This is a genomic window from Kaistella palustris DSM 21579 (assembly GCF_000422265.1).
Classification (GTDB): Bacteria; Bacteroidota; Bacteroidia; order Flavobacteriales; family Weeksellaceae; genus Kaistella; species Kaistella palustris.
Genome location: NZ_AULL01000013.1, coordinates 197,027 through 222,263, shown reverse-complemented (window position 1 = coordinate 222,263; position 25,237 = coordinate 197,027). Strand labels below are relative to the sequence as shown.

General features: G+C 41.3%; 19 protein-coding genes and 1 tRNA gene. 8 read left to right on the top strand and 12 right to left on the bottom strand.

What is annotated here, in order from left to right:
- Positions 1-72 precede the first annotated feature (72 nt).
- On the top strand, positions 73-1,296 hold the full coding sequence (locus H562_RS0104440; RefSeq protein ID WP_027376403.1) for a PepSY-associated TM helix domain-containing protein: 1,224 nt from the start codon (positions 73-75) through the stop codon (positions 1,294-1,296).
- A 160-nt stretch (positions 1,297-1,456) separates the two neighbouring features.
- On the opposite strand, the gene H562_RS0104435 is transcribed toward H562_RS0104440, so the two are convergent.
- Positions 1,457-1,657: a KTSC domain-containing protein gene (locus H562_RS0104435; protein ID WP_027376402.1), complete on the bottom strand. Its 201-nt coding sequence runs from the start codon at positions 1,655-1,657 to the stop codon at positions 1,457-1,459.
- 90 nt (positions 1,658-1,747) lie between these two features.
- On the opposite strand from H562_RS0104435, the gene H562_RS0104430 reads away from it, so the two are divergent.
- Positions 1,748-2,593, top strand: coding sequence for a CvfB family protein (locus H562_RS0104430; RefSeq protein ID WP_027376401.1), 846 nt, complete (start codon positions 1,748-1,750; stop codon positions 2,591-2,593).
- Between the two features lie 44 nt (positions 2,594-2,637).
- Here H562_RS0104430 and H562_RS0104425 read toward each other — a convergent pair.
- The 7 genes from H562_RS0104425 to H562_RS0104395 all read right to left on the bottom strand — a co-directional run bounded on the left by H562_RS0104425 (position 2,638) and on the right by H562_RS0104395 (position 13,862).
- Positions 2,638-2,711, bottom strand: a tRNA-Pro gene (locus H562_RS0104425).
- 97 nt (positions 2,712-2,808) lie between these two features.
- Positions 2,809-6,789, bottom strand: coding sequence for a T9SS type B sorting domain-containing protein (locus H562_RS0104420; RefSeq protein ID WP_027376400.1), 3,981 nt, complete (start codon positions 6,787-6,789; stop codon positions 2,809-2,811).
- Positions 6,790-6,813: 24 nt separating this feature from the next.
- A complete protein-coding gene (locus H562_RS0104415) occupies positions 6,814-7,161 on the bottom strand; it encodes a hypothetical protein (protein ID WP_027376399.1) in 348 nt (115 codons plus the stop codon).
- Positions 7,162-7,227: 66 nt separating this feature from the next.
- On the bottom strand, positions 7,228-7,404 hold the full coding sequence (locus H562_RS15610; protein WP_156831959.1) for a hypothetical protein: 177 nt from the start codon (positions 7,402-7,404) through the stop codon (positions 7,228-7,230).
- A 281-nt stretch (positions 7,405-7,685) separates the two neighbouring features.
- Positions 7,686-8,753: a T9SS type A sorting domain-containing protein gene (locus H562_RS0104405; RefSeq protein WP_169463257.1), complete on the bottom strand. Its 1,068-nt coding sequence runs from the start codon at positions 8,751-8,753 to the stop codon at positions 7,686-7,688.
- Positions 8,754-8,988: 235 nt separating this feature from the next.
- Positions 8,989-10,851: a S8 family peptidase gene (locus H562_RS15710; protein WP_084466324.1), complete on the bottom strand. Its 1,863-nt coding sequence runs from the start codon at positions 10,849-10,851 to the stop codon at positions 8,989-8,991.
- 1,232 nt (positions 10,852-12,083) lie between these two features.
- Positions 12,084-13,862: an AMP-dependent synthetase/ligase gene (locus H562_RS0104395; protein WP_027376396.1), complete on the bottom strand. Its 1,779-nt coding sequence runs from the start codon at positions 13,860-13,862 to the stop codon at positions 12,084-12,086.
- A gap of 252 nt (positions 13,863-14,114) precedes the next feature.
- Between H562_RS0104395 and H562_RS0104385 the strand changes: the two genes are divergently transcribed.
- Genes H562_RS0104385 through H562_RS0104375 form a run of 3 tightly spaced genes read left to right on the top strand, consistent with a single transcriptional unit; the run spans position 14,115 to position 15,937 of the window.
- The gene (locus H562_RS0104385) at positions 14,115-15,257 is read left to right on the top strand and encodes an acyl-CoA dehydrogenase (protein ID WP_027376395.1); all 1,143 of its coding nucleotides are present in this window, start codon (positions 14,115-14,117) and stop codon (positions 15,255-15,257) included.
- A gap of 18 nt (positions 15,258-15,275) precedes the next feature.
- A complete protein-coding gene (locus H562_RS0104380) occupies positions 15,276-15,647 on the top strand; it encodes a hypothetical protein (RefSeq protein ID WP_027376394.1) in 372 nt (123 codons plus the stop codon).
- A 44-nt stretch (positions 15,648-15,691) separates the two neighbouring features.
- Positions 15,692-15,937 carry a hypothetical protein gene (locus H562_RS0104375; RefSeq protein WP_027376393.1) on the top strand — a complete coding sequence of 82 codons (246 nt, stop codon included), beginning with the start codon at positions 15,692-15,694 and terminating at the stop codon, positions 15,935-15,937.
- An 82-nt stretch (positions 15,938-16,019) separates the two neighbouring features.
- Here the strand turns inward: H562_RS0104375 and H562_RS0104370 are convergent, their stop codons facing one another.
- Together H562_RS0104370 and H562_RS0104365 are read right to left on the bottom strand one after the other, a co-directional pair.
- Complete coding sequence (locus H562_RS0104370; RefSeq protein ID WP_027376392.1) at positions 16,020-17,162, bottom strand: DUF4349 domain-containing protein; 1,143 nt, start codon at positions 17,160-17,162, stop codon at positions 16,020-16,022.
- Between the two features lie 217 nt (positions 17,163-17,379).
- Positions 17,380-18,975, bottom strand: coding sequence for a peptide chain release factor 3 (locus tag H562_RS0104365; RefSeq protein ID WP_027376391.1), 1,596 nt, complete (start codon positions 18,973-18,975; stop codon positions 17,380-17,382).
- A 137-nt stretch (positions 18,976-19,112) separates the two neighbouring features.
- Here H562_RS0104365 and H562_RS0104360 point away from each other — a divergent pair, with 137 nt between their 5' ends.
- The 3 genes from H562_RS0104360 (at position 19,113) to pheS (ending at position 21,758) form a co-directional block, all read left to right on the top strand.
- The gene (locus H562_RS0104360) at positions 19,113-19,949 is read left to right on the top strand and encodes a CPBP family intramembrane glutamic endopeptidase (protein WP_027376390.1); all 837 of its coding nucleotides are present in this window, start codon (positions 19,113-19,115) and stop codon (positions 19,947-19,949) included.
- A 156-nt stretch (positions 19,950-20,105) separates the two neighbouring features.
- On the top strand, positions 20,106-20,675 hold the full coding sequence (gene rdgB / locus H562_RS0104355) for an RdgB/HAM1 family non-canonical purine NTP pyrophosphatase (RefSeq protein WP_027376389.1): 570 nt from the start codon (positions 20,106-20,108) through the stop codon (positions 20,673-20,675).
- Positions 20,676-20,747: 72 nt separating this feature from the next.
- Positions 20,748-21,758 (top strand): phenylalanine--tRNA ligase subunit alpha, encoded by a 1,011-nt coding sequence (gene pheS / locus H562_RS0104350; RefSeq protein ID WP_027376388.1) that lies wholly within the window; start codon positions 20,748-20,750, stop codon positions 21,756-21,758.
- Between the two features lie 72 nt (positions 21,759-21,830).
- Here the strand turns inward: pheS and H562_RS0104345 are convergent, their stop codons facing one another.
- Together H562_RS0104345 and H562_RS0104340 are read right to left on the bottom strand one after the other, a co-directional pair.
- Positions 21,831-24,257 carry a DUF5916 domain-containing protein gene (locus tag H562_RS0104345; RefSeq protein ID WP_027376387.1) on the bottom strand — a complete coding sequence of 809 codons (2,427 nt, stop codon included), beginning with the start codon at positions 24,255-24,257 and terminating at the stop codon, positions 21,831-21,833.
- 91 nt (positions 24,258-24,348) lie between these two features.
- Complete coding sequence (locus tag H562_RS0104340; protein WP_027376386.1) at positions 24,349-25,110, bottom strand: DUF3108 domain-containing protein; 762 nt, start codon at positions 25,108-25,110, stop codon at positions 24,349-24,351.
- Between the last annotated feature and the right edge of the window lie 127 nt (positions 25,111-25,237).

Genomic DNA, 25,237 nt, shown 5'->3' with positions numbered 1-25,237 from the left:
GTTTAGATATCATTTAATTTTTCATCGGAGTTAGCGGATTCTGGTCCGCTGACTTCTTTAAATCAATTTAGTTTGAGAAAAAAAAATCATCATATCCGAAAAATATCACCATTTAAAAAATGGGTTGCAAAGCTGCATTTGTGGTTTGGTCTTGCCATCGGTCTTATTATTTTTGTCGTAAGCATTACGGGTGCTTTGTATGTTTTTAAAGATGAGGTGCAGAATGCGCTGCGCAAAGATTTTATACATCATTCCGAAAAAAATATCGTAAACAAAAAAACACTGCCACTGAAGGTTTTAGAAAAAAAGGTCGATGAGCAAATGCGTGAAAAATTCCCTCTGCACTGGGTGGACATTCCGCTGGACAAATCAAGATCTTATAAATTTAACTATTACGAAAGTGATCCGCGGGCCTGGAATTATTTTGATGAACTCGTGATTTACAAAACCGCTTACGTAAATCCATTCACCGGCAAAGTTCTTTCTGTGCAGGACGAAAAATATGGCTTCTTTAACATTGTAAAATTTATTCACTGGAGTTTTTTGCTGAAAGCCGCCTGGGGAAAATATGTTGTCGGAATTCCGGTTATCATTTTTTTATTTATGCTGATTTCGGGCATCATTTTATGGTGGCCCAAAAATAAAAAAGCGCGGAAGCAGCGGTTTTGGTTTCAGTGGAAAAATATTAAAACCTGGCGCCGCAGGAATTATGACCTGCACAGCATCGTGGGTTTTTACTCTTCATTTTTGGTGTTGGTCTTTGTGATTTCTGGTTTGTTTTATTCTTTCTTTTTTGTTCAGGCGATCATGTATGTCTTATTTTCAGGCGGTAAAACGACCTATCCCGATTATTCCCACATTAAAACCACCGCACCGGTTGAGGCGAGAAATGCCGCGACGTTAGATAAAATTGCGGCAAAAGTCGAAGCACTTTATCCCACAGCTTCCGCTTACAGCCTGGATTTTGGCCATGAGCATATCGACGATCACGAGCATCCCAATTACGAGGTCTTTGTAAAGCAGTTGGATTATTCTTATCACATCAACCATCAGCTTGTTTTTGATGAAAATTCGGGTGTGCTGCTTCAAAACAGACCACACAGTTCCAAGAATTTCGGCGAAAAATATGTGGCCGCAAACTATGACATACATGTTGGTGCCATTTTGGGAATTTGGGGTAAAATTTTGGCTTTTATTGTCAGTCTGCTTGCCGCTTCACTTCCTGTTACGGGATTTCTGGTTTGGTGGGGACGTAAAAATAAAGCAAAAGGCAGAAATGTCAGACGTTTAAATTGATTGGCAGAGGGGTTTTGGCTTCTCTTTTTTTTGTTAATGATTTCTCGCCGGATTCAGTGCTTTGCAAAGATAAATTGCCAGCTCCAGGATAATAGAAATTTATTCTTCCCGATAAAACTGAGCAGACGAATTCAATAGAATTTTTTAATAATAGAAAATCCTACAAACTCTTCTTTTCAAAACTGTAAAAGGGTTTTATTTTTTGATTCAGAAAAACGCCTTTTGAAAAAGCAGTCCGGAAGGCTTCGAAAACTTCCAGCGGAACGTTGTAATAGTCATAAACCGCGCCCGACTGATAAATGATCCGCAAAATTTCGCGTTCAGGTTCATAGGAATATTTTTTAATAACGGTCGACGGCATAGCTCTATTTCAGCAAAATCCGTTCCCTTAGAATTCTTATCTTTGTGCGCTGTAAGCATTAATTATCAATCATCAACCTCATTTTATACAATGAATCCCGGTACCACGCAACTCCTCAAGATCGCAGAAAAAAATTATTCAGGTTTGTTCCTGGAAGATGAAAACGGCGAACGCTGTTTTCTGCCCAAAGTTTTTGCCTCCGAAGATGCGGAGGTCGGTGGTGAAATGGAGGTTTTTGTTTATCAGGACGATGACAGGCTGAAAGCTACAACCGAAAAACCGTACGCCGAAATTGGAGAATATGCGGTAATGACCTGTGTGGAAAGTTTGCCAAGTGGTGCTTTCATGGACTGGGGAATTATCAAAGATCTTTTTGTGCCCTACAAACAGCAAAAAGCAAAGATTGTAGAAGGCAGGAAATATATAGTATATGTGTATGTGGATGAAACTTTAGGCCTGATTACCGGTACCACGCGATTCAAGAGAAATCCACACTATGAAGATCTGCCTTTCGCAAAAGGCGAGAAAGTGCGCCTGCTTTTAATGGGTGAAGGTGAACTGGGCTGGAATGTGATCATTAACCAAAAATATATCGGACTTATTTACGCTTCCGATGTTTACAAAAAGCTTTTTCCACTGTCGGAAGAAATCGGCTTTATAAAAACCATCCGCGAAGACGGTAAAATCGATGTTTCTCTGCAGCCAGAAGGTTATGAAAATATCGATGAATTCCAGAAAATTATACTGGACCGGCTACAGCAGAACTATGGTTTGCTTTACCTTTCAGATAAATCCACGCCCGAAGAAATAAAGGAGGAACTGCAGATGAGCAAGAAAAACTTTAAAAAAGCAATCGGCGGTTTATACCGTGATAAAAAAATAGAAATTCTGGAAGACAAGATCCGCCTGCTGGAAGAAGAAAAAGATCCGCAATAAAACATTAGAAAAAAAGAGCAGACGTAAAATCTGCTCTTTTTTTGTCGGGATGACTGGATTCGAACCAGCGACCCCTTGCACCCCATGCAAGTACGCTACCAAGCTGCGCTACATCCCGTAAGACGGGGCAAAAGTAATGATTATCCCCGTGTTTTCAAATAGTCTGCTCTTTAATAATTGATATTTTATATGTTTTAATAACTACTCAATTAAATTTAGTTTCTGTTTTTAATGAGCAGCCAGCCTTTAAGTGTGCGACCGTCTGAAACAATGATGACGTACCAGTAATTTCCAGTGGGCAGCGCCCGGGATTCATATCTGCCGTCCCACTCGAAAGCGCCGCCTGTGATCTTCGATAAAACGTTTTTTCCGTGTCGGTCGTAAATCAGAACTTCCGAATTGGGATAGTTTTCCAAACCGCTGATCTTCCAGGTATCGTTAATGCCATCAGCGTTGGGCGTAAAACTGTTGGGAACATTGAACAGTGTAAAATCCATCTTACCGATGATGCAGCCGCCCGGAGTTTTTACTGAAACTGTATGGTTGCCATTCTTCAGGCCGCTGAAAACATTGGAAATCTGCGGACTTTGATTGTCCATGATATAAATGAAATCGCCGTTTTCCGAAAGAACAACCGTCGCTGTGGTGTTTACGATGTCCACGCGCAGAATGGTTGCAAGTACAGACTTGGTTACAATAACCATTGCGGCGTTTTCGCACTGAAAAATATTTCGGACTTTCACCGTATATTTTCCTGCTTCGGTTACTTCTATGATCTGCTGGTTAGAAAAAGGAACTGCCGAACCTTCTTTGGACCATTCATAAAATGAAAAACCCGCGCCGGCATTGAGTTGTACGCTTTGGCCGTCGCAGAATTCCTCTTTATCCCGCAAATTAAGAAGTGGTTTTGGATTCAGTGTTACAGTCAGCTGAACCTCAACAAAACAGCCCAGTGGATTGCTGATTTTAACATGAAAAATATTGTTGCCAATATGTAAACCTGCACTTGCAGGATCGGGAACCGTCTGATTAAATTCATCGAAAAATTCAAACGTGTAAACAGATGAATTCGGGACTAACTTTTCTTTGTAATTGTTAAGGTTTTCCTGCTTCGTAGTTGAGGTAGTTTCGTTACAGGTTGCAGTTGTGAAATCATTTGCGGGAATGCCGCCATTAGATACAGAAACCGTCACAGGAATTTTCTGCAGACTTTCGCAGCCATTCACAGTCTGCGTTCCGTAATAGGTTTGGCTGTGAGTAAGTGGAGTTGCGGGCGGCAGAAGCTGACCCGAAGGATCGTACCACTTCACGCCCTGTCCGGAAACCACAATATCTGCAACAGTCGGGTTTTGGGCCGAACAGAAATCCTGGTTTAAAGCACCGGTTGGTGGGAAAGGATCATTAACATTAACCAAAATTTCCAGCTTTGCACTTTCGCAGCCGTTGAGTGTTTGCGTCACATAATACTTAGAGCTGCCCGCGAGCAGCCGGTTTGGATCCAAAGGATCGCCAACCAGATCATACCATTTTATTGCGGTTCCCGTGATTTGAATGTCGGAAAGTCTTGGCTCATCGATAAGGCAAAAGTTTTGTGGCGAACTGGCGGTAGGCAGCGGACTTCCCTGCACATTAATGGTTTGATTTTGAGAAAGTTGGTGGCCGTTTCCATCGTCATAATTCCAGTGAATGACGTAAGTTCCCGGTGAAGTGTAAAGGAGCGGATCTGTGGTGGTGGCATTTATTTTTGTTCCGCAGCCGGTCGTGGCTGTTGGGATCACCGTAACTGTAACGCTGCAGAAGCCGGTGATTGCAGGCAGATTGGGAACATCTAAAACCGGCAGAGTTGGGCTCCCAATATTGATGTTTAATGTAAAAATTCCGCCGCATGATTGGCCACCCGTAATTCTTACAAAATATTCGCCGGAATCACTGGCCTGCGCGTTATTGATGACAGGGTTTTGAAGGAGCGAATGAAAATTATTGGGACCAAACCATTCGTAAGATGTTCCACCCGAAGCATTTAACTGTAGATTTTGCCCAATGCAGGTTGGCGTGTAAGTCACATTTACAGTGGAGGCGCAATCGGCAAATTTGGCGATAAAAATATCGTTGGATGGATGCCCACCAGTTTGCTGGAAAGTTCCGGGTGTCGCTATGCCGGTTCTATTTCCAGAAGATAAACCCCATAAATACAAATAACCCTCATTATCTTTTATGAAATTTCCTATTTGCGTACCACCATCCCCCGTATAAAAGGTTGCCCAAATTTTATTAAAACTTAGATCATATTTCGTGGCTAAAATAGAGATGTATTTTCCTATAACCGGCATATATGCACCGGCGGTGGTAACTTGATTTGCCCACGAATCATTGGGACTCACCCTGGATGCGGCGAAGATATTTTTTTGATCATCAATATAAAAGTCGCCATCATTATTGAATACACTTATTTCTTTATAATCGGTGATGGCGTTCAGTGCAGTATCCACTTTGTAATAACAAAGTTTATTTTTGCTCATCATTCTTCCACCAAATATGATTTCGTTGCCGAACCTTCTCACCCCTGTAAAATTATAACTCTCAGCTCCTCCGAAATAACTTGATTTCAAAAGATTTCCACTTTCAGAGAATTTCAAATATAAGCCGTTATTTCCCCCAACAGAAGGATCCTGATTATTGACCGATTTAAAGGCATCAATCATAGGGAAGTCGGTCATCCTTGTCATTCCGGATATTTCAAGGCCCGTAGAGTCAGCATTAAATATTCGATATAAAGTTGTAGACGAGTTTCCTCCCACATAGGTAAAGAAATCTAAGCCTGCGTTATTTGCGTCAAACCTCGCCAAAAAGCCGTCCATACCACCCTTTATTTGTTCCTGAAAGCTACCCGGTGTAGAATATCCTGAAATTCTTGTATCACCAAGTATATATACTTTGTCATTAAAAAACCATACGTCGTAGATGTTTGTTTCATCTTGATATCCACCGAAGACAGGATTTCCGACTTCCTGACCGTATTCATTTATTGCAACCAAATTACCACTGGAATTTAATTTTAAAAGAACCAATTTCTGGTATGAGTAATAATGATTTCCGGGATAGGCCGGATTTGGTTTTTGTGAGATGATCGCCGCATAAATATTTAAGTCGGCATCCGTGTCGAGAGATCCGGTTATGTCAAAGTAAGGTTTTCCGTAATAAGTACCCCAAAATCGCTGACCATCTTTACTGATCTTTGAGATGAATGCGTCGGCGCCTCCGGAAATATTGTCTTGATAGGCACCTGTTGTTGCGATATTATTAGGACTCGCAGAATAACCGAAAATATAGATATTGTTATCTTTATCCGCTTTCAATTCACCGAATTCCTCACCGCTGCCCCCGAAATAACTTCCCCATATCCGGGTCGGAACCGGATCGATCACCATAACTTTATTAGAAATATTTTTCTCAGATTTGAAACCAAAAATGCCATTTCCTAACTCGGTAAACTGAACATCAATCGTATTTTTTGCAGCTCCATTTTCTTCCCAGGAATGCGGAATATTTTCCTGCATTTCTCCAAACCGAAGTTTCATAGACAGTTTCCCGTCCTTTAATTTGGTTTTTGCGCCTTTAAATTTTAACTGAATGTCTGAAATCTTTCCGCCCGGATTTATAATGAAATTATATTCTACAGGTTTCAAGGTGTCGTCTGGTTTGAAGAAGACTAAATCTATATTGGAGTATAAATTTTTGTACGTTATTTTTTCGTAGCGGTAAACTTTCTCTACTCCCTGAGGTTTATTCGGCACATTATAGAAGTTCTCATAATCTCCAGATTTTCCTTCTGCAATTATTATTGGATTATTATTGGCACCAATAAAATCAATATCTACCCGATGAAACTGGAACTTGAAATCATATTTTGCACGCTCATTATTTTCTAATGGAAATATTTTTTCTTTCTTCCTTGAAGTTTTTTTTAAAGTCTTTTTAAGCTCATAAACATCATACGAAAATCCGTCTCTTTTAAGCTGAACATTTAAACCTTTGGAATGAAACAGATATTTGACGGCATAGTTTTCTTTTCCGGCCTGATCGACAATCTGACCTTTGTTTTCGTAAAAAGATGCGTTGGAATTTGAAACTGATTTTTGAGCAAAAATGAGTGTTGAGAAACAACAGAAAAATAGAAGGAGTAAATTTTTTTTCATCCAGATAAATGTGCACAAATATAATTATTCCTTCCGCACCAGCAATATCCAGTCTTCCTCCAGAAACTTATACCCAATATCGTATACAAACCGATACTCAGCACCGTTTTTGTAAATCTTTAAACTGGTGAAGAATTCGAAATCAATTCCCTCTGTTGTCAGTTTGCTTCGGGTAGTTTTGGCTTTGCCGTCCACAAATTTCTGTTCGGAAAGTATACGGTGATTTTTGCGCAGTTTATTATTAATGTTGCGCATCAGGTTTGATGAATCTTTGTTGTTTTTATTGTTAAAGGCGTTGCGGCAGCCATCATTACAGAACTTTTTATCGCTCCGCCCAATGATTTTTTCGCCACATTCCAGACAGTTTTGCATACCAGTCAATTGATAATCAAATATAAAAATTATTTTTTGGGAAAGTAGGGCGATTTAAAACCGGAACTATTCCTCGGCATCGGTAGAACTTCCAGTTAATACTGAAGTTATGATCAGCGCTGCGCCCATCAATAAAGCAAAGTACGTCATAGCGTCGTGAGTGCCTTGCAGACAGGCGTACAGCGCAGCACCGATGGTCAGCGCACCGATAATAATGACTGTAATTCGAATCGATTTCGTCATCGCGGATACTTTAAAAATAACATTTTGAATCCCAAACTGAAAACCTTAGCCAAAATACAAAAATTTAGATGATAACAGCCACATTATAAAAAGGATAAACATTTTGTGTGACAACTGGACCGGCTGTTAAACTGTAAATTTTTGTATAAAAGACTTACCAGAAGAAACCGCAGCTTTAAACGCCGCGGGTTCACTGTAGCCACGTGTAGGAGCAGTGTCTGGAAAACTTATCAAAAAAAAAGAAAGCAATGAAAAAAAAGTATCGTCTTTCGTAATTACACCTACTGCTTAGTTATTTTAATGGATTTTAGCTCTTTGTGATCTGCCGTCACTTTAATTATATATATGCCCGCAGGTCCTTTGATTTCAGAGATGATATTTTTAGATTCTCTGTAATTTTGCGATGAAACGATTTGTCCGGTTATATTTAATATTTCTACACTTACATCAGGATATTTTTTGTCGAGCGCAACCGTGAAATTTCCATTGGTGGGATTGGGGTATGCTTGTATTTGATGCAATTTGGAATCGCTTAGACTAAGTGTGAATGGAGATACAGCAAACAAACTGTATTTCCGGGAACTGCCGTCACCAAGGTCCGTGAGTGCACCGCTGCTTAAATTTACTGTGTAAAAATGGCTGCGTATGACTCCGCTTTTGTTTTGCAGTACGGCATACATTGTATTTGTACTGTGGTCAATGGTGAAGCTTTGGCCTACCGGATAAAAACCGTTCTGGTCCATAAGGCCCACTTCCGCGACCACTCCGGTTGAGAGATCAATGGTATACAGTTTTCCCGTTACCGAATCTGCAGCGTAACCCATGCCATTATTGTCTATTTCAAATGAGATGGCATTGGCGATGGAATTCAGTGGTCCGACCGGAGACAGAACGCCCGTTGCGATGTCAACCGAGTAAAGCTGTGAGCCGTTCTTATTATTGGGATCATGGCTCAGCGCATAAAAATGACCGTTGGTAACATTATAAGACAGCTGCGATAAAAACTGCTGCGCACTGACCACACCTGAAATTGTAGCCGCGTAATTTACTGCGCCAGAAGTTAAATCTACTATACCTAAATAATAAGTTGGATTTATGTAAACGATTGTGTATAAATTATTTGCGCTGTCGAAATCGCCACCTAACATATTGTATGCGTTGTTTGTTATTACATTTGGAATGGGGTAGTAGGGCCCGGCTAGCGGCAGTGTTCCGAATTGGCCAGGATTTGTAAAAAACTCCATAACGTAAGCATCGGTCGCGCCGAGGATGCTTCGGTTTTTATTTTCCTGCGCCGAAATAGTGGCGCAGGAAATGAAACAGGTGGCAATAAGTAATAATTTTTTCATTGTTTTATGTTTTAGTGTTAATGTAATCTTTAGTCCGTAACCTGGACTTTTGGCCATGCGGGAATTTTATCAGGCCACCAGATTAAATCTTATTTGCTAGGAAGTCTCATACATGGAAGCTATAAATCAAATGACTCCGAACAGATTAATCAGACCGAAGTTTTATTGCCGTAATTTCTTTTCAATAAAACAGATATCCGAAGTCATTTGTTTTAAAATTCAGCCACAAAATAAGCTATTGCTTAATTATTTTAAACGATTTAAGAGTCCTGTTGCCGGCATTAACCTTGATCAGATAAACGCCGGCAACACCTTTGATTTCAGAGGTAACTTTTTTTGTGTCCTTGTACTTCTCTGAAGAAATAATTTGCCCGGGCATGGTGAGTATCTGTACATTCACATCAATGTATTTTTTATCTAAATTGATGGTGAAAGGGCCAGTGGTTGGATTCGGGTATACGACGGTATTTTTACGTCCGGCTTGTTCCACACCCAACGTAATCGCGTTCTGTATTGCAAGCAGAGCATCCAGTTTTCCGTAGCCCCAAGTGTTGTTGGGAACGGTTCCTGTGAAAGCATCCTGTTTGCAGGAGTTTCGCAAGATCGTTTTGATTTGTGCCGCAGTTAAATCCGGATTTACTTCTAACATTAAAGCAATAATTCCCGTTGCTAGAGGCGCGGCAGCGCTTACCGCATTTTGTATTCCATAGAGTCCGTTGCTGTTTTGTGCCAGAGTGTTGGGTGATCTGCTGTAGTAGGTATTCGGGCTGTGCGCGCATAAAGCGATCTCTCCAGGTGCTGCAAAATCGGGTGCCAGCCTGCCATCCTGAGTGGGACCTTCACTTGAGCCGGGCCAGATTTCTCCCGGGCTGCCCTGCCCTGTGAAATGTCGGAAAACTCCATTAATATCATACCATCCCGGACTTATTACATAGTCTGTAGGTACAATATTCAGTTTAGCCGTCGCAAAATCATTGATGCTGCCTCCGGGAACTGCATAGGATTCAAATTTATTATTAATGGCAAAATTAGAAGGACTTAAGGAAGCGTTAAACTTTCCGTTAACAATGGTGGCGCCTTTAAGAATAACTTTATAAATGCCTGTTCCCGAAAAATCCACGATCAATTCTCTTCGGTAAGCGGTTGAACCCCAGCCGTCCTGATTACTGCCGCGATGCGCCATATAGATATCTCCCAGGTTTAGATCCACATAGCCGTTCGGTCCGCCAGGCGCTGTAAACGGGCCTTCTGTTGTGCCGTTAGGTCTTACAAAGCTTACCGTAAAACGATCATCTTCACTGTACCAAAGATCAAAACGCAGATTTCCTGCAACTGCTTTGTTCACAACTAATTCCGCGGTTTCACCCTGCGCAATATTTCCGGAGGCATTGTTTTCGCGGCCGCCATCGTCTCCGATCCCGCACACAAACGGGTGCCCGCTTGCAACATAGTCATCAATGGCTCTGCTGTATGTACTCGTACCATCTGAAGGACCGCCTAAAGAGCCAATGTTCATTAAAGTAACAGAGGGAAGGCCCAGTTCCGCTATCTTATCCTTGGCAAACTGTAATGCAATCGCAATATATGCGGGGTTCCAAAAGGCGGTTTGTCCGGGCAGGCCATTAAAAGACGGAAAAGCATCATGTGTAATTTTTATGCTGATGATGGTCGCTTTTGTTGCAACACCGTGAAACTGGCGGTCTGCCGTTCCGCTTCCATTACCACAAATTATACCTGTGGTGGCTGTTCCGTGACCGAACCTGTCCATCGACAACGGTGGTGCACTACTGTGCAGCGCAGTATTGATGGTGTTATGGTCGAATACGGTACCTACACCATAGGGATTATTTGGTGCGCCGGCTCCCGTCTGGTCGATCATATCAAAGATATAAGCAAACCTCGTATCACCGTTTTCATCGATGAAGTCGGGATGGCTGTAATCGATACCGCGGTCGATCATCACAACCAATACGCCTTCTCCTGTTAAACTGTACTGGGAGTAGACTTCGTTTAAGTTAACCTCGGCTCGCGGTATGGGACCCTGCCCAAAAAGGCTGTATGCGCAGAGGAAGCATAGAAGTGTAAATGTGTTTTTCATAGTGTTTGTGTTTAGTGTTTTGTTAATGAGATCTTATACTTATCATATAGCTGTAATTTTAATAATAGTTAAGTTGTAAATTGTTGGTAGGCTGCTATCATCTTCACGGGATGAAACCTGTTGAACTTTAATTTTGATGTCAAAGGTTGTAGCGAATTCATTTTGCTTGGACAAGATGATTTATCCCCGTTTGTTTGCAGTGTCTGTGGAAATACAACCGTGGTCCATTTGCAGGCCGATGGCAGGTAGATCGGTGGTATGGTTAGGATAAAATCCCGGATAAATCTAAGAGAAGAGAATATCCCAGGCGAAAACAGTTTAAAGCTCCACTGGTCGCCGGAAAAAATCTGACCGGAAAAATGGCTGCTAAAATTCTTCTAGCAACGGTTGTAAAGTTGAAGCGAACTGAATCATTTCCACAGATGGAGATTGGCAGATGAGAAATGGAATTAAAAATTAGTAAAGAAAATTCCCATCATTGCAGCGTAGATGTGATTGGTTTTTTCATCGTGATTGTGTTTTGTTTTGTGTCTGTTCGAGTGAGTGGTAAGTCTCTCTACCTTAAAATCTATTTCCTTGTCATGCGCTTTTTTAATAAAAAACGCAAAAAATATGAATTATCTTTCGTAAAAAACTCTTTGTGATAAACAAATATACAAATTAAAAATGAAGTTAAGAAAAATATAAAGCTCACGCAGTGCCGATGTATCATTCCATGTCGGATTTTTCCTACAAATTCCTTAATCTTAAAAAAGGGAAGGCCGAGAGAAAGTTGACTGACCATCGAGACACACCGCGGAATAAAGAGCCGGAGTTTCGTACTCTGTTCTTGTACGTTGTAAAATAGGAACGAGCGCGCACTGTTTTAATAAATTAGATCACCAAGATGCGCAAGCCTAAAATGGTGGTTAATAGTGGTTTAACTAAATTTCATAAACGGAAAAACAGACTTTAGCGCCAAACAGTATGCGTTGCAAAAAGGACTTTTGGGTGCTTAATACATTGAAAATGTTCCTCTGCTGAATATTCATAACAATCTGCAAAAATGCCTTTGTAAATTCAAAATGCAAATATTAAAAGTAGATTGCGCGTAAATCCCGCTAAATAATAAGATATTACTGTAAGTTTTTCACTTTCGGGAAGTTTAATACAAATGAAAGGATACAACATTAAATCAAAGAACATTATCAACAAACACAAAAATGTATTCGCTTTAAATTTTCTCTTAAAGTTTACTCCTCGTGCCCGTACATCTTATTATAAAGTTTGAGGTAATGTTCTTTTACCGCTTTTCTTTTCAGTTTTAATGTAGGTGTAAGCAATCCCATTTCAATGGACCAAAGTTCGGGAGTAAGCTCGAAACGCTTGATCTGTTCCCAACTGCCCAGTTTTGTGTTCAGGTAATCGATGTCTTTTCCTATTCTTTCCTTCAGTTCAGGACTGCTGGCGATTTCCGCCGGTGTTTCACCGATATTGATGTTTTTTCTGGCCGCCCAGGATTTTGCAAAATTGAAATCGGGCTGTACAAAAGCGCATGGCATTTTTTCGCCGTCGCCAACTACCATTACCTGTTCGATGAATTTTGATGCTTTTGCCTGGTTTTCAATGATCTGTGGTGCAATGTATTTCCCGCCCGAAGTTTTGAACATCTCTTTCTTCCTGTCCGTGATATGCAGATAGCCTTCATCATCAATATGTCCAATATCACCGGTTTTAAAATAACCGTCGGGTGTGAAAGCCTCTTTTGTCTGTTCTTCGTTTTTAAAATAACCTTTAAAAACGGAAGGGCCTTTAACTGTAATCTCACCGTCTTCCTGAATTTTCACATCCAGGTTTTCCAGCACATGACCAACAGTTCCAACTTTTATTTTCCCGAAACTGTTAACCGCAATCACCGGTGAAGTCTCAGTGAGTCCGTAACCTTCCAGAATAGGTATTCCGGCATTTTGAAACATTTTATTCAGCCGTGGCGACAGTGCCGCTGAACCGGACACCAGCGTAATGATATTTCCACCAAGACCTTCGCGCCATTTTTTGAAAACTAGTTTATCGGCAATGATTTCTTTCAACCCCGAAGGTTTCCCAATTTTTTCTTTTGCTTTATTTACGCTCAGTGCCCAGAGGAAAATTTTGGCTTTGATTCCGCCGGCGCTTGTTCCTTTATCGTAAATCTTATCGTACACTTTTTCCACAAGTCGCGGCACCACAGACATCAGATGCGGTTGCACTTCTTTGATGTTGTCGCCCATTTTTTCAATGCTCTCCGCGAAATAAATTGTGTAACCGTTATATTGGTACAGGTAAAAAAGCATCCTTTCGAAAATATGGCAAATCGGTAAAAAGCTCAGGATTTTAATTTCTTTATAATCAAGCCCTGGAATCGGCGGGATTCTTGGATTTGAACCCAGCACATTCGAGACTATGTTTTGATGTGTCAGCATTACACCTTTTGGCCGGCCCGTTGTTCCCGACGTGTAAATAATAGTTGCCAGATCTTCAGAATTAATGCTTTTCGCCAGATCATCAACCTCATTTTGGGTAGCTTCCTCTTTACCAAGATCCAGGATTTCATTCCAGTTCGCCGTACCTTCAATTTCATCAAAACTGAAAATTCCCTTCAGCGACGGAATATTTTCTTTTATCTTCAGCACTTTCTCCAGCAGCACACTGTCGGAAACAAAACAATACTGAACTTCCGCATTATTGAAGATATAATTATAGTCTTCGGGAGAAATGCTTGGGTAAACCGGAACCGATACGGCGCCGATCTGCGAAATTCCAAGATCCATAACTGCCCATTCTGTGCGTGTTGCCGTAGTAATCAGCGCAATTTTGTCGCCCGGTTTTATGCCGAGTTTCAGCAAACCGCGCGAAATTGAATTTCCCAGATGCAGATATTCCTGCGTTGATGTCTTTTCCCAAACCCCATTATATTTCGTAGCGAACATTTCATCCTGCGGATATTTATTCAGCGCTTCGTGTGCGAAATCGAAAATTCTTTTTATAGGCATAGCATGATTATTTATGGATATCTGCGGGCAACTTTCAACAGAAAAAATAGGGCCGCAGTGTGGTAAAAATATCATTTTTATTTTAAACCGCAAAACAGGATTTTTCTGTGCTGAATAAGGTTGTAATTTGCTTTTTTCTTAATGAAAATCTTTTAAAAAACGTCTTGTCTTCAATAAAGTGAAAGGTAATGAATATAAATTTTTTACTTTTTAGAAAAGTCGTATTTTTACCGACAATCAATATTTAATTTTATGAATTTTAATTTATCGGAAGAACAGTTGATGATTCAGCAGGCGGCGAGAGATTTTGCACAGAACGAACTTTTACCGGGCGTGATCGAACGGGACAATGCACAGAAATTTCCGCACGAGCAGGTAAAAAAGATGGGCGAACTGGGTTTTCTGGGAATGATGGTGGATCCGAAATATGGCGGCGCGGGAATGGACAGCGTTTCCTACGTTCTGGCTATTGAAGAGATCGCAAAAGTCGATGCTTCTGCAGCCGTAGTGATGTCTGTAAACAACTCGCTGGTTTGCGCTGGTCTGGAAAAATTCTGCAATGAAGAGCAAAAAATGAAATATCTGAAGCCGCTGGCAAGTGGCGAAGTCATAGGCGCATTTGCCCTTTCAGAACCCGAAGCCGGTTCCGATGCTACTTCGCAGCAGACTACAGCGGTTGACAAAGGTGATCATTACCTGCTGAACGGAACCAAAAACTGGATCACAAACGGTGGTAACGCCACTTATTATATTGTAATCGCACAAACCGATCCCGAAAAGAAGCACAAAGGCATCAATGCGTTTATTGTTGAGAAAGGTTGGGAAGGTTTTGCCGTAGGTCCGAAAGAAGATAAACTCGGAATCCGCGGAAGCGACACGCATTCACTTTTATTTACTGATGTGAAGGTGCCGAAAGAAAACAGGATTGGTGAAGATGGTTTTGGATTTAAATTTGCCATGGCAGTTTTAAACGGTGGCCGAATTGGCATCGCTTCTCAGGCTTTGGGAATCGCAAGCGGCGCCTATGAACTTTCGCTCGCTTACGCACAGACCCGTAAAGCCTTTAAAACAGAAATTATAAATCACCAGGCGATCGCGTTTAAACTTGCGGATATGGCAACCAATATCATGGCAGCCAGAATGCTTTGTTATAAAGCCGCAACTGAAAAAGATGAAGGCAAAGATATTTCTGAGATCGGCGCCATGGCAAAATTATATGCCTCGCAGGTGGCAATGGATACCACGATAGAAGCGGTACAGATCCACGGCGGCTATGGCTATGTAAAAGAATATCACGTTGAAAGAATGATGCGCGATGCCAAGATCACGCAGATTTACGAAGGAACTTCGGAGATTCAGAAAATTGTGATTTCGCGCAGCATTGCCAAAAAATAATTCTTAAACCGAGATAAAATGAGAAACAAATATGTTTGGTTAACAATCCTTTCCGTCGCAGTTTTGTTCGCAGGATTTATCTGGTACAAATATTATTTTGTATTTGGCGAAGGCGTAAAATCCGGTGTTTTAAATTACGCCGTGAAGAAAGGTAATGTGTTCAAAACGTATGAAGGCAAGCTCATTCAGCAGGGATTTGGTGCCAATTCCAAAACAGGAAGCCTGACCAGTTACGAATTCGAATTTTCGATTGAAGATGAAGCTGTTTTCAACCAACTCGAAGTAAACAACGGTAAGACTTTTGACCTGCATTACAAAGAATATCACGGTGTTCTGCCCTGGCGCGGTAATACAACGTATGTCGTAGACCGCGTGGTGAACATGAAATAAAAGCAAATCCTTTCGGTTATGAAAGGATTTCTTATTTTTAGGCAATGAAAGAAGTAATTTTAAAACGCGAAAGAATTTTCCATTTTCTGGCGCTCGGGCTCGTCGCTGTTTCTTTGTTCATAAGAGTTCCCGAACAGAAGCTGGGACTTTTAATGGCAGGTATTTTGGGCCTTCTGATCTTATCGCTGCTAAAGAAACAGAAATTACTTATTGGGATTTATGCTGTATTGATCGTAGCTGCCGTAGTTTTTTATTATTTAATGACGAGCGGTAAGATCAATTCTTTTTAGTGTCAGTTTAAAGATTGTTTCACATAAGAACATCCGGAATAATTCAAAACTGATTTCATAATCCGCAGGTGAGCACTAATTTCTAATTCTTCGGCAGATATTTGGAATAGTCCGGTTCGCTGAGGTCGTCGGGTTTGCTGTCCGCCGGTGCTTCCTCTAAATGATCATTTGCCAGCTTGTCGGTTACAACTGCATCATCCGGCACAGAATCTTTAGCCCTGGAGATTTCCTTTTTTCTGCGACTCTTTAAGATAAAGAAAAGGACAGCGGCGGCAATCAGGAAAAATGGCCAGAAGGGTAGAAGCGCCAGCACCATTTTCTTCACTAAATCAAATCCCTGCATAAAAGCACCCGAAGACTTAGAACCAAAACTGTCAGTTTTGCCGGCCTCGGTGCCGAACTGTTCACCGGCCATTTTTTCATTCTGCACCAGCGTTATTTCTACGTCACACATCTGCGCGGATTGATAATCTGTCCCTTCGGAGGTCATACTTTTCATTCGCACATCGCCAAGCTGCGAAGAAATGGTATTTACCAGATCATCAAAATTCTGCAGCGGAACTTTTATACTCAGTCGGTTACGCTGAACACCTTCGGTGCTGCTGAAATTTTCGGAAACGAGATCTGCATTGTTCTCCCGCACTTTTTGTTTTAAAGTTGCTTTCGCCGCCGAAAGATCATCGACTTCAATTTCCAGTGCCGCAGTTTTGGTAACCGGATTGTCCTGGCGAATGGATGGGATTGTGTTCATATCTTTTTGCGGTGGCGACGTAGAAAGGTTTTTATCTTCGGCTGGGCTTGATTTTACGCGTGTCTGTTTCAGGATCTTATCTGCGGTTCTCGTTAAAACTTTCAATGGACTTTCGCCACGGTTAATCGCGTCGTTGGCTGAATCCAGGGTTTTAGCCACATCGGTCCCTACTTTCACGTTTTTTGTAATCCTCTCAAAATCCCTGTTTATGGAATCTATGGTGTATGCGCCGCTTCGGATCGTGCTGTCGATCACTTTTTTCTGCCGTACAATTTCCGGAATGATGACTTTTTTGGCAATACCGTCGGAATCGCTGATCGATTTACGAATGGAATCCAGTGTTTTCAGGCGGTTACCGGTTTTATCGAAAATGCTGTCAGCGGTTTTTATGGAATCCGTAGTTTGTTGGATTGTGCTTTTGTCGCAGGAAATGAGCGCTGCAGCAAACAGAATGGCAAGAATTAGGTTCTTCATTTTTTGGTTTGAATTAATAACGCCAAAATGGAATCAAATAACATTCCTTATAAAAGAACCGCAACTTGCAATCGGTAGTTTTTTGGATTAATGGTTGTTGCAAATATTTTTGAAGGAAGTTTACAAAGCCATTCCTCAAAGAAAATCAACTCCAACTTTTTACGGTCAATTTAGATTTTGAAGTCATTAAAAATAAATAGCGATATCGCGAAAACGCCTATTCCTGCGCAAACTCACTGATAAAGTGTAATTTAACATTTGGGAACTTTTCCTGTGTCATATGTATCGTAAAGGAAGAATCGGCCAAAAACACACGCTGACCGAATTTATCGCGCGCCATAAATCGCTGTTTCAACCGCGCAAATTCCTGAAATTCTTCCGACTTTTCATCGGCTTCAATCCAGCAGGCTTTGTGAATGGAAAGTGGTTCGTAGGTACATTTCGCGCCGTATTCATGTTCCAGTCTGTACTGTATAACTTCATACTGAAGTGCACCAACCGTTCCGATAATTTTTCGGTTGTTCATATCCATAGTGAAGAGTTGCGCTACACCTTCGTCCATCAACTGATCGATGCCTTTGGCCAGTTGTTTTGCTTTCAGCGGATCATCATTATTAATATAGCGGAAATGTTCCGGCGAGAAGCTCGGCACACCTTTAAAGGAGATTTTTTCACCACCCGTCAGCGTATCGCCGATCCTGAAATTTCCCGTATCATGAAGTCCCACAATATCGCCGGGAAAACTTTCATCTACAATTTCTTTTTTATCTGCGAAAAAAGCGTTTGGTGATGAAAACTTCATTTTTTTATTTTCCCGTACAAGCAGGTAATTCTCATTTCTTTTAAAAGTTCCGGAAACGATCTTTACAAACGCCAGTCTGTCGCGGTGTTTAGGATCCATATTTGCATGGATCTTAAATACAAATCCTGTAAAATCTTTTTCCTCAGGCTTTACAAGTCGCGTATCGCTTTCTTTGGGTTGCGGCATGGGCGCGATTTCTATAAACGTGTCGAGAAGTTCGCGCACGCCAAAATTGTTCAGAGCAGAACCAAAGAAAACAGGTTGCAGATCGCCTTTCAGATAGTCTTCGCGGTTAAATTCCGGATAAACCGATTGCACCAGTTCCAGCTCCTCACGTAAAGTGGTGGCAGCTTTTGAACCAATAACTTCGTCGATATGTGTATCATTGATGTCGCTGAATTTTACAGCTTCACCCACTTTTTGTTTCTTTTCCTCCAGAAAAAGCTGAATGTTATTTTCCCAGATATTATAAATTCCCTGAAACTCGCTGCCCATACCGATCGGCAATGAAAGCGGCACTACGGTCAGTCCCAGTTTCTGTTCCACTTCATCCAAGAGATCAAAGGCATCTTTTCCTTCACGGTCGAGTTTATTGATGAAAACCAACATCGGGATATTCCGCATTCTGCAGACTTTTACCAGCTTCTCTGTTTGCTCTTCCACACCTTTGGCCACATCGATCACCACTATCACCGAATCTACGGCGGTTAAAGTCCGGTATGTATCTTCGGCAAAATCCTTGTGCCCGGGTGTATCTAAAATGTTGATCTTGTGATTTTTATATTCAAAAGCCAACACAGACGTCGCTACGGAAATACCACGCTGTCTTTCGATCTCCATAAAATCAGATGTCGCTCCCTTTTTGATTTTATTTGATTTTACCGCACCGGCTTCCTGAATCGCGCCACCAAAAAGCAGCAGTTTTTCAGTAAGTGTGGTTTTTCCGGCATCTGGGTGTGAGATAATTCCGAAGGTTTTTCGTTTTCCGATTTCTGTGAGGAGGTCCGCCATAATAAATTTTGAGACTGCAAAAATCGTGTTTTTTTATGGATTATAAAAACTGCAGTGTGCCGCGTTTTTTCCCGACCGCCAAACAGGGAACAAAAGCTTTATCAGATTTAATTTATATTTGCCCAATACAATTTTAAATGGTTTTACAATCAAGGAATAAAAAGTTCACTTTTGGCTGGAAAGGCGCCGGTGCACTTGTGGGCGGCCTATTTGCGGGCAGTTTGCTTGTTTCAGTTATTAATGTATTTTCAATTTTTGTATTTAATGTAAATCTGCAGTACAATGATTTTTATCTGATCATGGCCAACGCAGCGGCATTTATCGGCGCCATATTAGCCTTTGATTTCCTGATTGTCCGTCCCGAGACAGGGCGCAAACTGAATTTTAATTTTTCGCCCACCAATCTTACGACGTATTTTTTGATTTTTCCAATGATGGTTGGCATGATGTTCATCGCTGAATTTATCACCGGCCAAATCCCGGTTTCCGGTTCTTTCTTTGGTCCCTTTTACGACTATTTTTCGCGCCTAATGGAACAGATGACCAATGATAAGCCGACTTTGATCTTGCTTGCGGTAGTGATGGCGCCGCTGTTTGAAGAAATTGTTTTTCGCGGAATTGTTCAGAAAGGCCTTATAAACAAAGGTGTGAAACCGTGGAAAGCAATTGCCTTTTCGGCGCTTTTATTTGGTCTGGTCCATGGGAATCCCTGGCAGTTCGTTGGTGCGGTTTTGCTGGGCAGCGTTCTGGGCGTGGTGTATTACAAAACAAAATCGCTTCTGATGTCGATTCTGCTGCACGCTTTCAATAATTTATGTTCATCTGTGCTGATTTTCTACGGAAAAACAGAAAGCTTTTCCGAAACTTTTAAAATCTCTGAATATTATATTTTGCTCGCCGGACTTATTCTATTTCCTCTTTTTTATTATCTGTTTACCCGGAAATACCGCGTGCATTATCTGGATAATGAATAAGGCGGAACCTTGTGAAAGTTTTCTGCAGATTTTTAGAATAAAAAGAAATCGCGTACCTTATAAGTGTTTAAGTTTGGCGCAGTTCAGCTTTGACAGAGTTTAGTCGGGGAAACTCGAGATCAGTTAATATATTTTTAAGAATAATAAAAGAAAAAAATGGAAATACTTGTTGCCACGCATAACGTGCATAAAAAGGAAGAAATTCAGCAAATCCTCGGTGAACGTTTTACAGTTATGTCGCTTACCGATTACGGTATTCACGAAGAAATTGTGGAAGATGGTGAAACGTTTCACGAAAATGCCCTCATCAAAGCAAAATACTGTTTTGAAAAAACCGGTAAAGCAAGTTTGGGCGATGATTCCGGATTGGTGGTAGAAGCTCTGGACGGCCGGCCCGGAATATATTCAGCGCGCTATGCCGGAAATCACGACTTCGAAAAAAATATGTCAAAAGTCCTGCGGGAAATGGAAGGCGAAAAAAACCGAAAGGCATATTTTATTACCGTAATGTGTCTCGTAGATGATAGCGGAGTGCATTATTTTGAAGGACGCGTACAGGGGAATTTAACAGCGGAAATATCGGGAAGCAAGGGTTTCGGCTACGACCCCATCTTTATCCCGGAAAATCACGCGGTTACATTTGCCGCAATGACCGCGAGCGAAAAAAACATGATCAGTCACAGGAAAAAAGCCATCGACCGGTTTCTTACTTTTCTTAATTCCTGATTGTCCGGCGGTTTTCTGTCTCTGAATATCCGTAAAAAACCGTATTTTTGCAGCATATATATTTAGAACATAATGTTAGAGAAGATTGATGAGTTACTGATTGAAGTGCAGAATTTCACCTCCGCGAATAAAGACGAGATCGAGCAGTTTCGTATAAGGTTCAGTGGAAAAAAAGGTATTTTAAACGAAATCTTCGGCAAATTTAAAGATGTTCCAAACGAACAGAAAAAGGAATTCGGTCAGAAGATCAATACGCTGAAACAGGCGGTAGAAAGTAAACTTACCGACCTGAAAAATGCCGGAACCTCACAGATCATTCAGATTAAAGAAGATCTTACAAGACCTGGATTTCCTGCCGAGCTGGGAACGAGGCATCCGATCAATCTGGTAAAAAACCGGATCATCGAGATTTTTAAATCCATAGGTTTTGCCGTGGCCGACGGTCCTGAAATTGAAGATGACTGGCACAATTTTACCGCCCTGAATTTGCCGGAATATCACCCGGCACGCGATATGCAGGATACATTTTTTCTGGAGACCGATCCGGATATCCTTCTGCGTACGCATACTTCTTCTGTACAGATCAGATATATGGAAGAGAACCAGCCGCCGATCAGGATTCTTTCGCCGGGCCGCGTGTTCCGAAACGAGGCGATTTCTTCCCGGTCGCACTGCATCTTCCACCAGATCGAAGGTTTGTATATAGATGAGAATGTGAGTTTTGCAGATCTTAAGCAGACGCTGCAGTTTTTTACCACAGAACTTTTCGGTAAATCCAAGATCAGATTGAGGCCTTCATATTTCCCCTTCACGGAGCCAAGCGCAGAAGTAGACGTGTATTGGGGTTTAAACTCAGAAACCGATTACAGAATTACAAAAGGAACCGGCTGGCTGGAGATTATGGGCTGTGGCATGGTAGATCCTGCAGTTTTGCAGAATGTAAACATTGATGCCGACAAATATTCAGGATATGCTTTTGGTATGGGAATCGAGCGCATCGTGATGTTGCTTTACCAAATGGGCGATATCCGTATGTTCTTTGAAAACGACAAGAGAATGCTCCAGCAGTTTAAATCACTTTAAAAAGGATTTTTTAGAAATATAAAAGACCGTTTCTTTCTCAGGAAACGGTCTTTTTATTTATGAGTTAAATTTTTAATTTTTCTTTTTAAACCAATGCTTTGCCCGGTTATAATCGATGTAATATGTGAGTTTTAAGGATATATTATTCGCCATCGGTTCCGCAAAAAGCCGGTCGAAATTATCCTTCAGGCTTATCCGTGAGATATCTAAGTAATTCCCAACGGCATTTCTGTACAGCAGCGTTAACTGACTTCCAGGCGCAAACCACCACGAGTAGCGCAGATCAAGGTTCCAGGAATTGAACGTGCCGTCGCGGTTTTCTGTAAACCGGTCTGTGTCCGCCACGGTTCCGTCTGCATTTAAAGTATAGAAGTTTTTATAGGTCACCTCAGAGAAATAATGCCGGAAAGAAAGGTTGAGCGCCATTTTATCATTAAAGGTATATTGAGATGAAATGCTGTTTTCTACAGTAAACCGGTTGCGTTGGCCGATAAAAATATCGTCGGCACTTTTGCCGGTAAATCCACGGTCATTATTTTCATAATCAAAGGAGGCATTATAATACAGCCGTAAATGATCGGAAAACTTATAGCTCGGATTCAGTTCGTATTTTAAGATATACCGTCCTTTTTCGTTGTAAGCATAGTAATCGATATACGTATTGACACGGAATTTTTTGCGGCTGTCGGTATTAATGAAGATCCAGGGATTGATCATTGCGGGGATTTTCAGAAATCTGCCTTCAGTTCTGGCTTCGTAAATATCATTTTGACCGAAAGGCCATATCATAAGACCGCCACCGAAATTGAAAAAGTTTTTTGTCTGCATCTCGATGTTATTGTGAATGATGAATTCTGAGAAAAGATCCTGATCAAGTCGGCGCGTGTGCGTGAGTGTAAGATTGTAGTTTAACTGGTTGAGATTTCCCCGCGGCTGCAGGAACCGGTAAGAATAGTAGCCGCTTATTTTGTGAAAATTTGTCCGGTCGTAATATCCCAGATCACCAATATTATAATCTTTTGTCCTGAGGAAATAATTGGCGCCGAACCGGTTTTCGCCCGATATCTTATCAAAAGCACCGGAAAATTCATTTCCTTTTTCTGTTCCGTTTTCCAGGACAAAACTGGTTTTTGCCGCACCGGAATAACCGTAAGTGTTTTTTTTGTTTTTAATGTCGAACAGCAGCGCACTCACGTTGGCATCCCGAAAGTCGCCATTGCGCGTTACATTGGTATTCACCAGCGTTACCGAAGAATTCTCCCGGAACCTTTGGTCCAATACCAGCACATTATAATTTGTCCAGGGTTCTGCAACCTCCGTGCGTATTTCGCCCGTTTGAATATTTTGCAGTCTGGCACTCATTTTTTCCGTAATGCCATTAAAGAAACCAATACCCAATCCTTTGTTTGTGCGGCCAGAAACCTTCACAGCATTGAAGAGTTTTACTTTTTCCGGGTTCTCCAGGATTTCTTCATTCTCTTTCAATGTGGGAACACGCGACGGGTTTCCGCCGACCCGACGTGAATAGAAGAGATCACCCTTACTGAAAAGTTCTGTGCCTTCCGTAAAAAAAGACCGCTGCTCATTAAACTGAACTTCAAAAGGCGAGAGATTCAACACCGACTTATCGAATGAAGCCTGACCAAAATCCGGGATAAGTGTTACATCCAGCGTAAAGGCATCATTAATTCCGTATTTCAAATCCATGCCGCCATTGAAATCAGCGGTTGTCTTTCCTGCAAAATTATTCAGGTAAGCTGAAAAATAGGGTAGAAATGAAAGGCGCGTGGGTGGTTTTATATTTTCGATGCCGCCTAAGATCCCGTCGTAAAGCATATAGGAACCTTTTTTATTATTCACGAAATTCCAGTCGTAGATCGTACTTGTGCGGTTTACAAGCCTTAGAAAGTTTATTCCCCACTCCTGAACATCAGTTTTGGGAAAACGCAATTCCGAATAAGGAATTTTCATTTCTATGGACCAACCTTCATCCGTAATTTTTACCGCCGAATACCAAACGCCGTTGTAACTGAAATCTTCGCCAAAATCATTGGTAATTTTTGCGTCGCACTGCACGCCTGTAGGCAGCACCAGAAATTCGAGACTTTGTTGGTGGTCGTTGTAGCCGTTAATGGTTACGCCAAAAATATCATCATTTTCAATATTGTCGCGTTCCGTAAGTTCTCTTGATATTTTCGTCGGTTCGCTGTCGTAAAGCATGGCGCCGATGTAAATTCCGGTGTCATCATATAAAACTTTTACTTCCGTTCGTAACAGTTCAGAGGCAGGCATTCCGTTATTGGGCCGCCGTTCCGTGAACTGGGTAGCAGTTTTGGCAGATTGCCAGATTTCTTCATCCAGAATACCGTCAATTTTTGGTGCGGCTGAGATTTTCAGGGCAGTAAGTTTTTTCCTGCTGATGGAATCATTTTGCGTTTGCTGGGCTGCCAAATGAATGGAAAGCGCCAACAAAGCACAGGTTAAGAGTTTAGTGGTCATTGTCTGTTTTTTTATAAGACAACAGACCCTACTGCAATGTTACATACCGACAAAAAAAACCGGCCGAAACCGATCTTTATATTAATTTTTCTTAAAACTGTAAAGGATATTTTACATTTCTGTAAGAATCCAGGCTGGCTTTCAGCGAACCAACTGCCAGTTCGGCTTTTATAGAAATGGGAATCAAATTCCTGTCGTTACTCACCCAGAGTGTAACACCTTCTTTATCTTTAAATACGCGCCCGCTGATGACCTGCGGAATAATTTTCAGACAGTTGATGGTTCCGAATTTTGTACTCACATTCTCAGTCCCAACCACCTTCAGCTGAAAAGGGAACAGTTCATCATCAATCCACACATCCAGCTTTTTCACGGTGCCTACCTTCAGTTCGCCCGGTTCCAGACTGCGCAGATAATAGAAAGCAGAAAGCATGTCCTGCACATTTTTCACGGTCTTCACTACTTTCGAGGTGTTCTTTTCTTTATCTGTAAGGATCAGCGTTTGGTTATCCTGATTAAAAACGGTCTGCAAATGCTGCGTATATCCGCCTTCTTTCACATTCCGTACGTAGAAGCTGGGCAGCGCGGTATTGTAATTAATGAAACTTTCGTAGTTATCTTCCACCTTAAAAAAAGCACGAACAGCACCTGTAGTCCGGCCGTAACCTTTTACATAAAAATGCGGTTTGCCCTGAAATGTGGTTTTAAGAGTAGTTAAAGTTGCCGTGCCGGCATTCAGAATTCCGTAATGGATTCTGTAGTTTAAAACTTCGCCGGATTTTATATTATCGAATTTTTGGGCGAATCCCAAAACGGAATAAAGTATTATAAATGCGCTAAAAATCTTTTTCATGCCGAGTGTTTTGCAAAAAATTTGCCATAAATGAAAAACCTCTCTTTCATGGTGTTTTTGTGTCATAATTAGCTACTGTATGCAAAGCGCTGTTCTTTTATTTTTCTTAAATTTGCAGAAATAAATT

Excerpts from the sequence above, each read along its gene's own strand:
- H562_RS0104435 (WP_027376402.1), bottom strand. The coding sequence starts at position 1,657 with ATGCCGTCGACCGTTATTAAAAAATATTCCTATGAACCTGAACGCGAA.
- H562_RS0104340 (WP_027376386.1), bottom strand. The coding sequence starts at position 25,110 with ATGAAAAAGATTTTTAGCGCATTTATAATACTTTATTCCGTTTTGGGA.
- pheS (WP_027376388.1), top strand. The coding sequence starts at position 20,748 with ATGTTAGAGAAGATTGATGAGTTACTGATTGAAGTGCAGAATTTCACC.
- rdgB (WP_027376389.1), top strand. The coding sequence starts at position 20,106 with ATGGAAATACTTGTTGCCACGCATAACGTGCATAAAAAGGAAGAAATT.
- H562_RS0104405 (WP_169463257.1), bottom strand. The coding sequence starts at position 8,753 with ATGAAAAAATTATTACTTATTGCCACCTGTTTCATTTCCTGCGCCACT.
- H562_RS0104395 (WP_027376396.1), bottom strand. The coding sequence starts at position 13,862 with ATGCCTATAAAAAGAATTTTCGATTTCGCACACGAAGCGCTGAATAAA.
- H562_RS0104360 (WP_027376390.1), top strand. The coding sequence starts at position 19,113 with ATGGTTTTACAATCAAGGAATAAAAAGTTCACTTTTGGCTGGAAAGGC.
- H562_RS15710 (WP_084466324.1), bottom strand. The coding sequence starts at position 10,851 with ATGAAAAACACATTTACACTTCTATGCTTCCTCTGCGCATACAGCCTT.
- H562_RS0104385 (WP_027376395.1), top strand. The coding sequence starts at position 14,115 with ATGAATTTTAATTTATCGGAAGAACAGTTGATGATTCAGCAGGCGGCG.
- H562_RS0104365 (WP_027376391.1), bottom strand. The coding sequence starts at position 18,975 with ATGGCGGACCTCCTCACAGAAATCGGAAAACGAAAAACCTTCGGAATT.
- H562_RS0104380 (WP_027376394.1), top strand. The coding sequence starts at position 15,276 with ATGAGAAACAAATATGTTTGGTTAACAATCCTTTCCGTCGCAGTTTTG.
- H562_RS0104345 (WP_027376387.1), bottom strand. The coding sequence starts at position 24,257 with ATGACCACTAAACTCTTAACCTGTGCTTTGTTGGCGCTTTCCATTCAT.
- H562_RS15610 (WP_156831959.1), bottom strand. The coding sequence starts at position 7,404 with ATGACGAAATCGATTCGAATTACAGTCATTATTATCGGTGCGCTGACC.
- H562_RS0104415 (WP_027376399.1), bottom strand. The coding sequence starts at position 7,161 with ATGCAAAACTGTCTGGAATGTGGCGAAAAAATCATTGGGCGGAGCGAT.
- H562_RS0104430 (WP_027376401.1), top strand. The coding sequence starts at position 1,748 with ATGAATCCCGGTACCACGCAACTCCTCAAGATCGCAGAAAAAAATTAT.
- H562_RS0104370 (WP_027376392.1), bottom strand. The coding sequence starts at position 17,162 with ATGAAGAACCTAATTCTTGCCATTCTGTTTGCTGCAGCGCTCATTTCC.
- H562_RS0104375 (WP_027376393.1), top strand. The coding sequence starts at position 15,692 with ATGAAAGAAGTAATTTTAAAACGCGAAAGAATTTTCCATTTTCTGGCG.
- H562_RS0104420 (WP_027376400.1), bottom strand. The coding sequence starts at position 6,789 with ATGAAAAAAAATTTACTCCTTCTATTTTTCTGTTGTTTCTCAACACTC.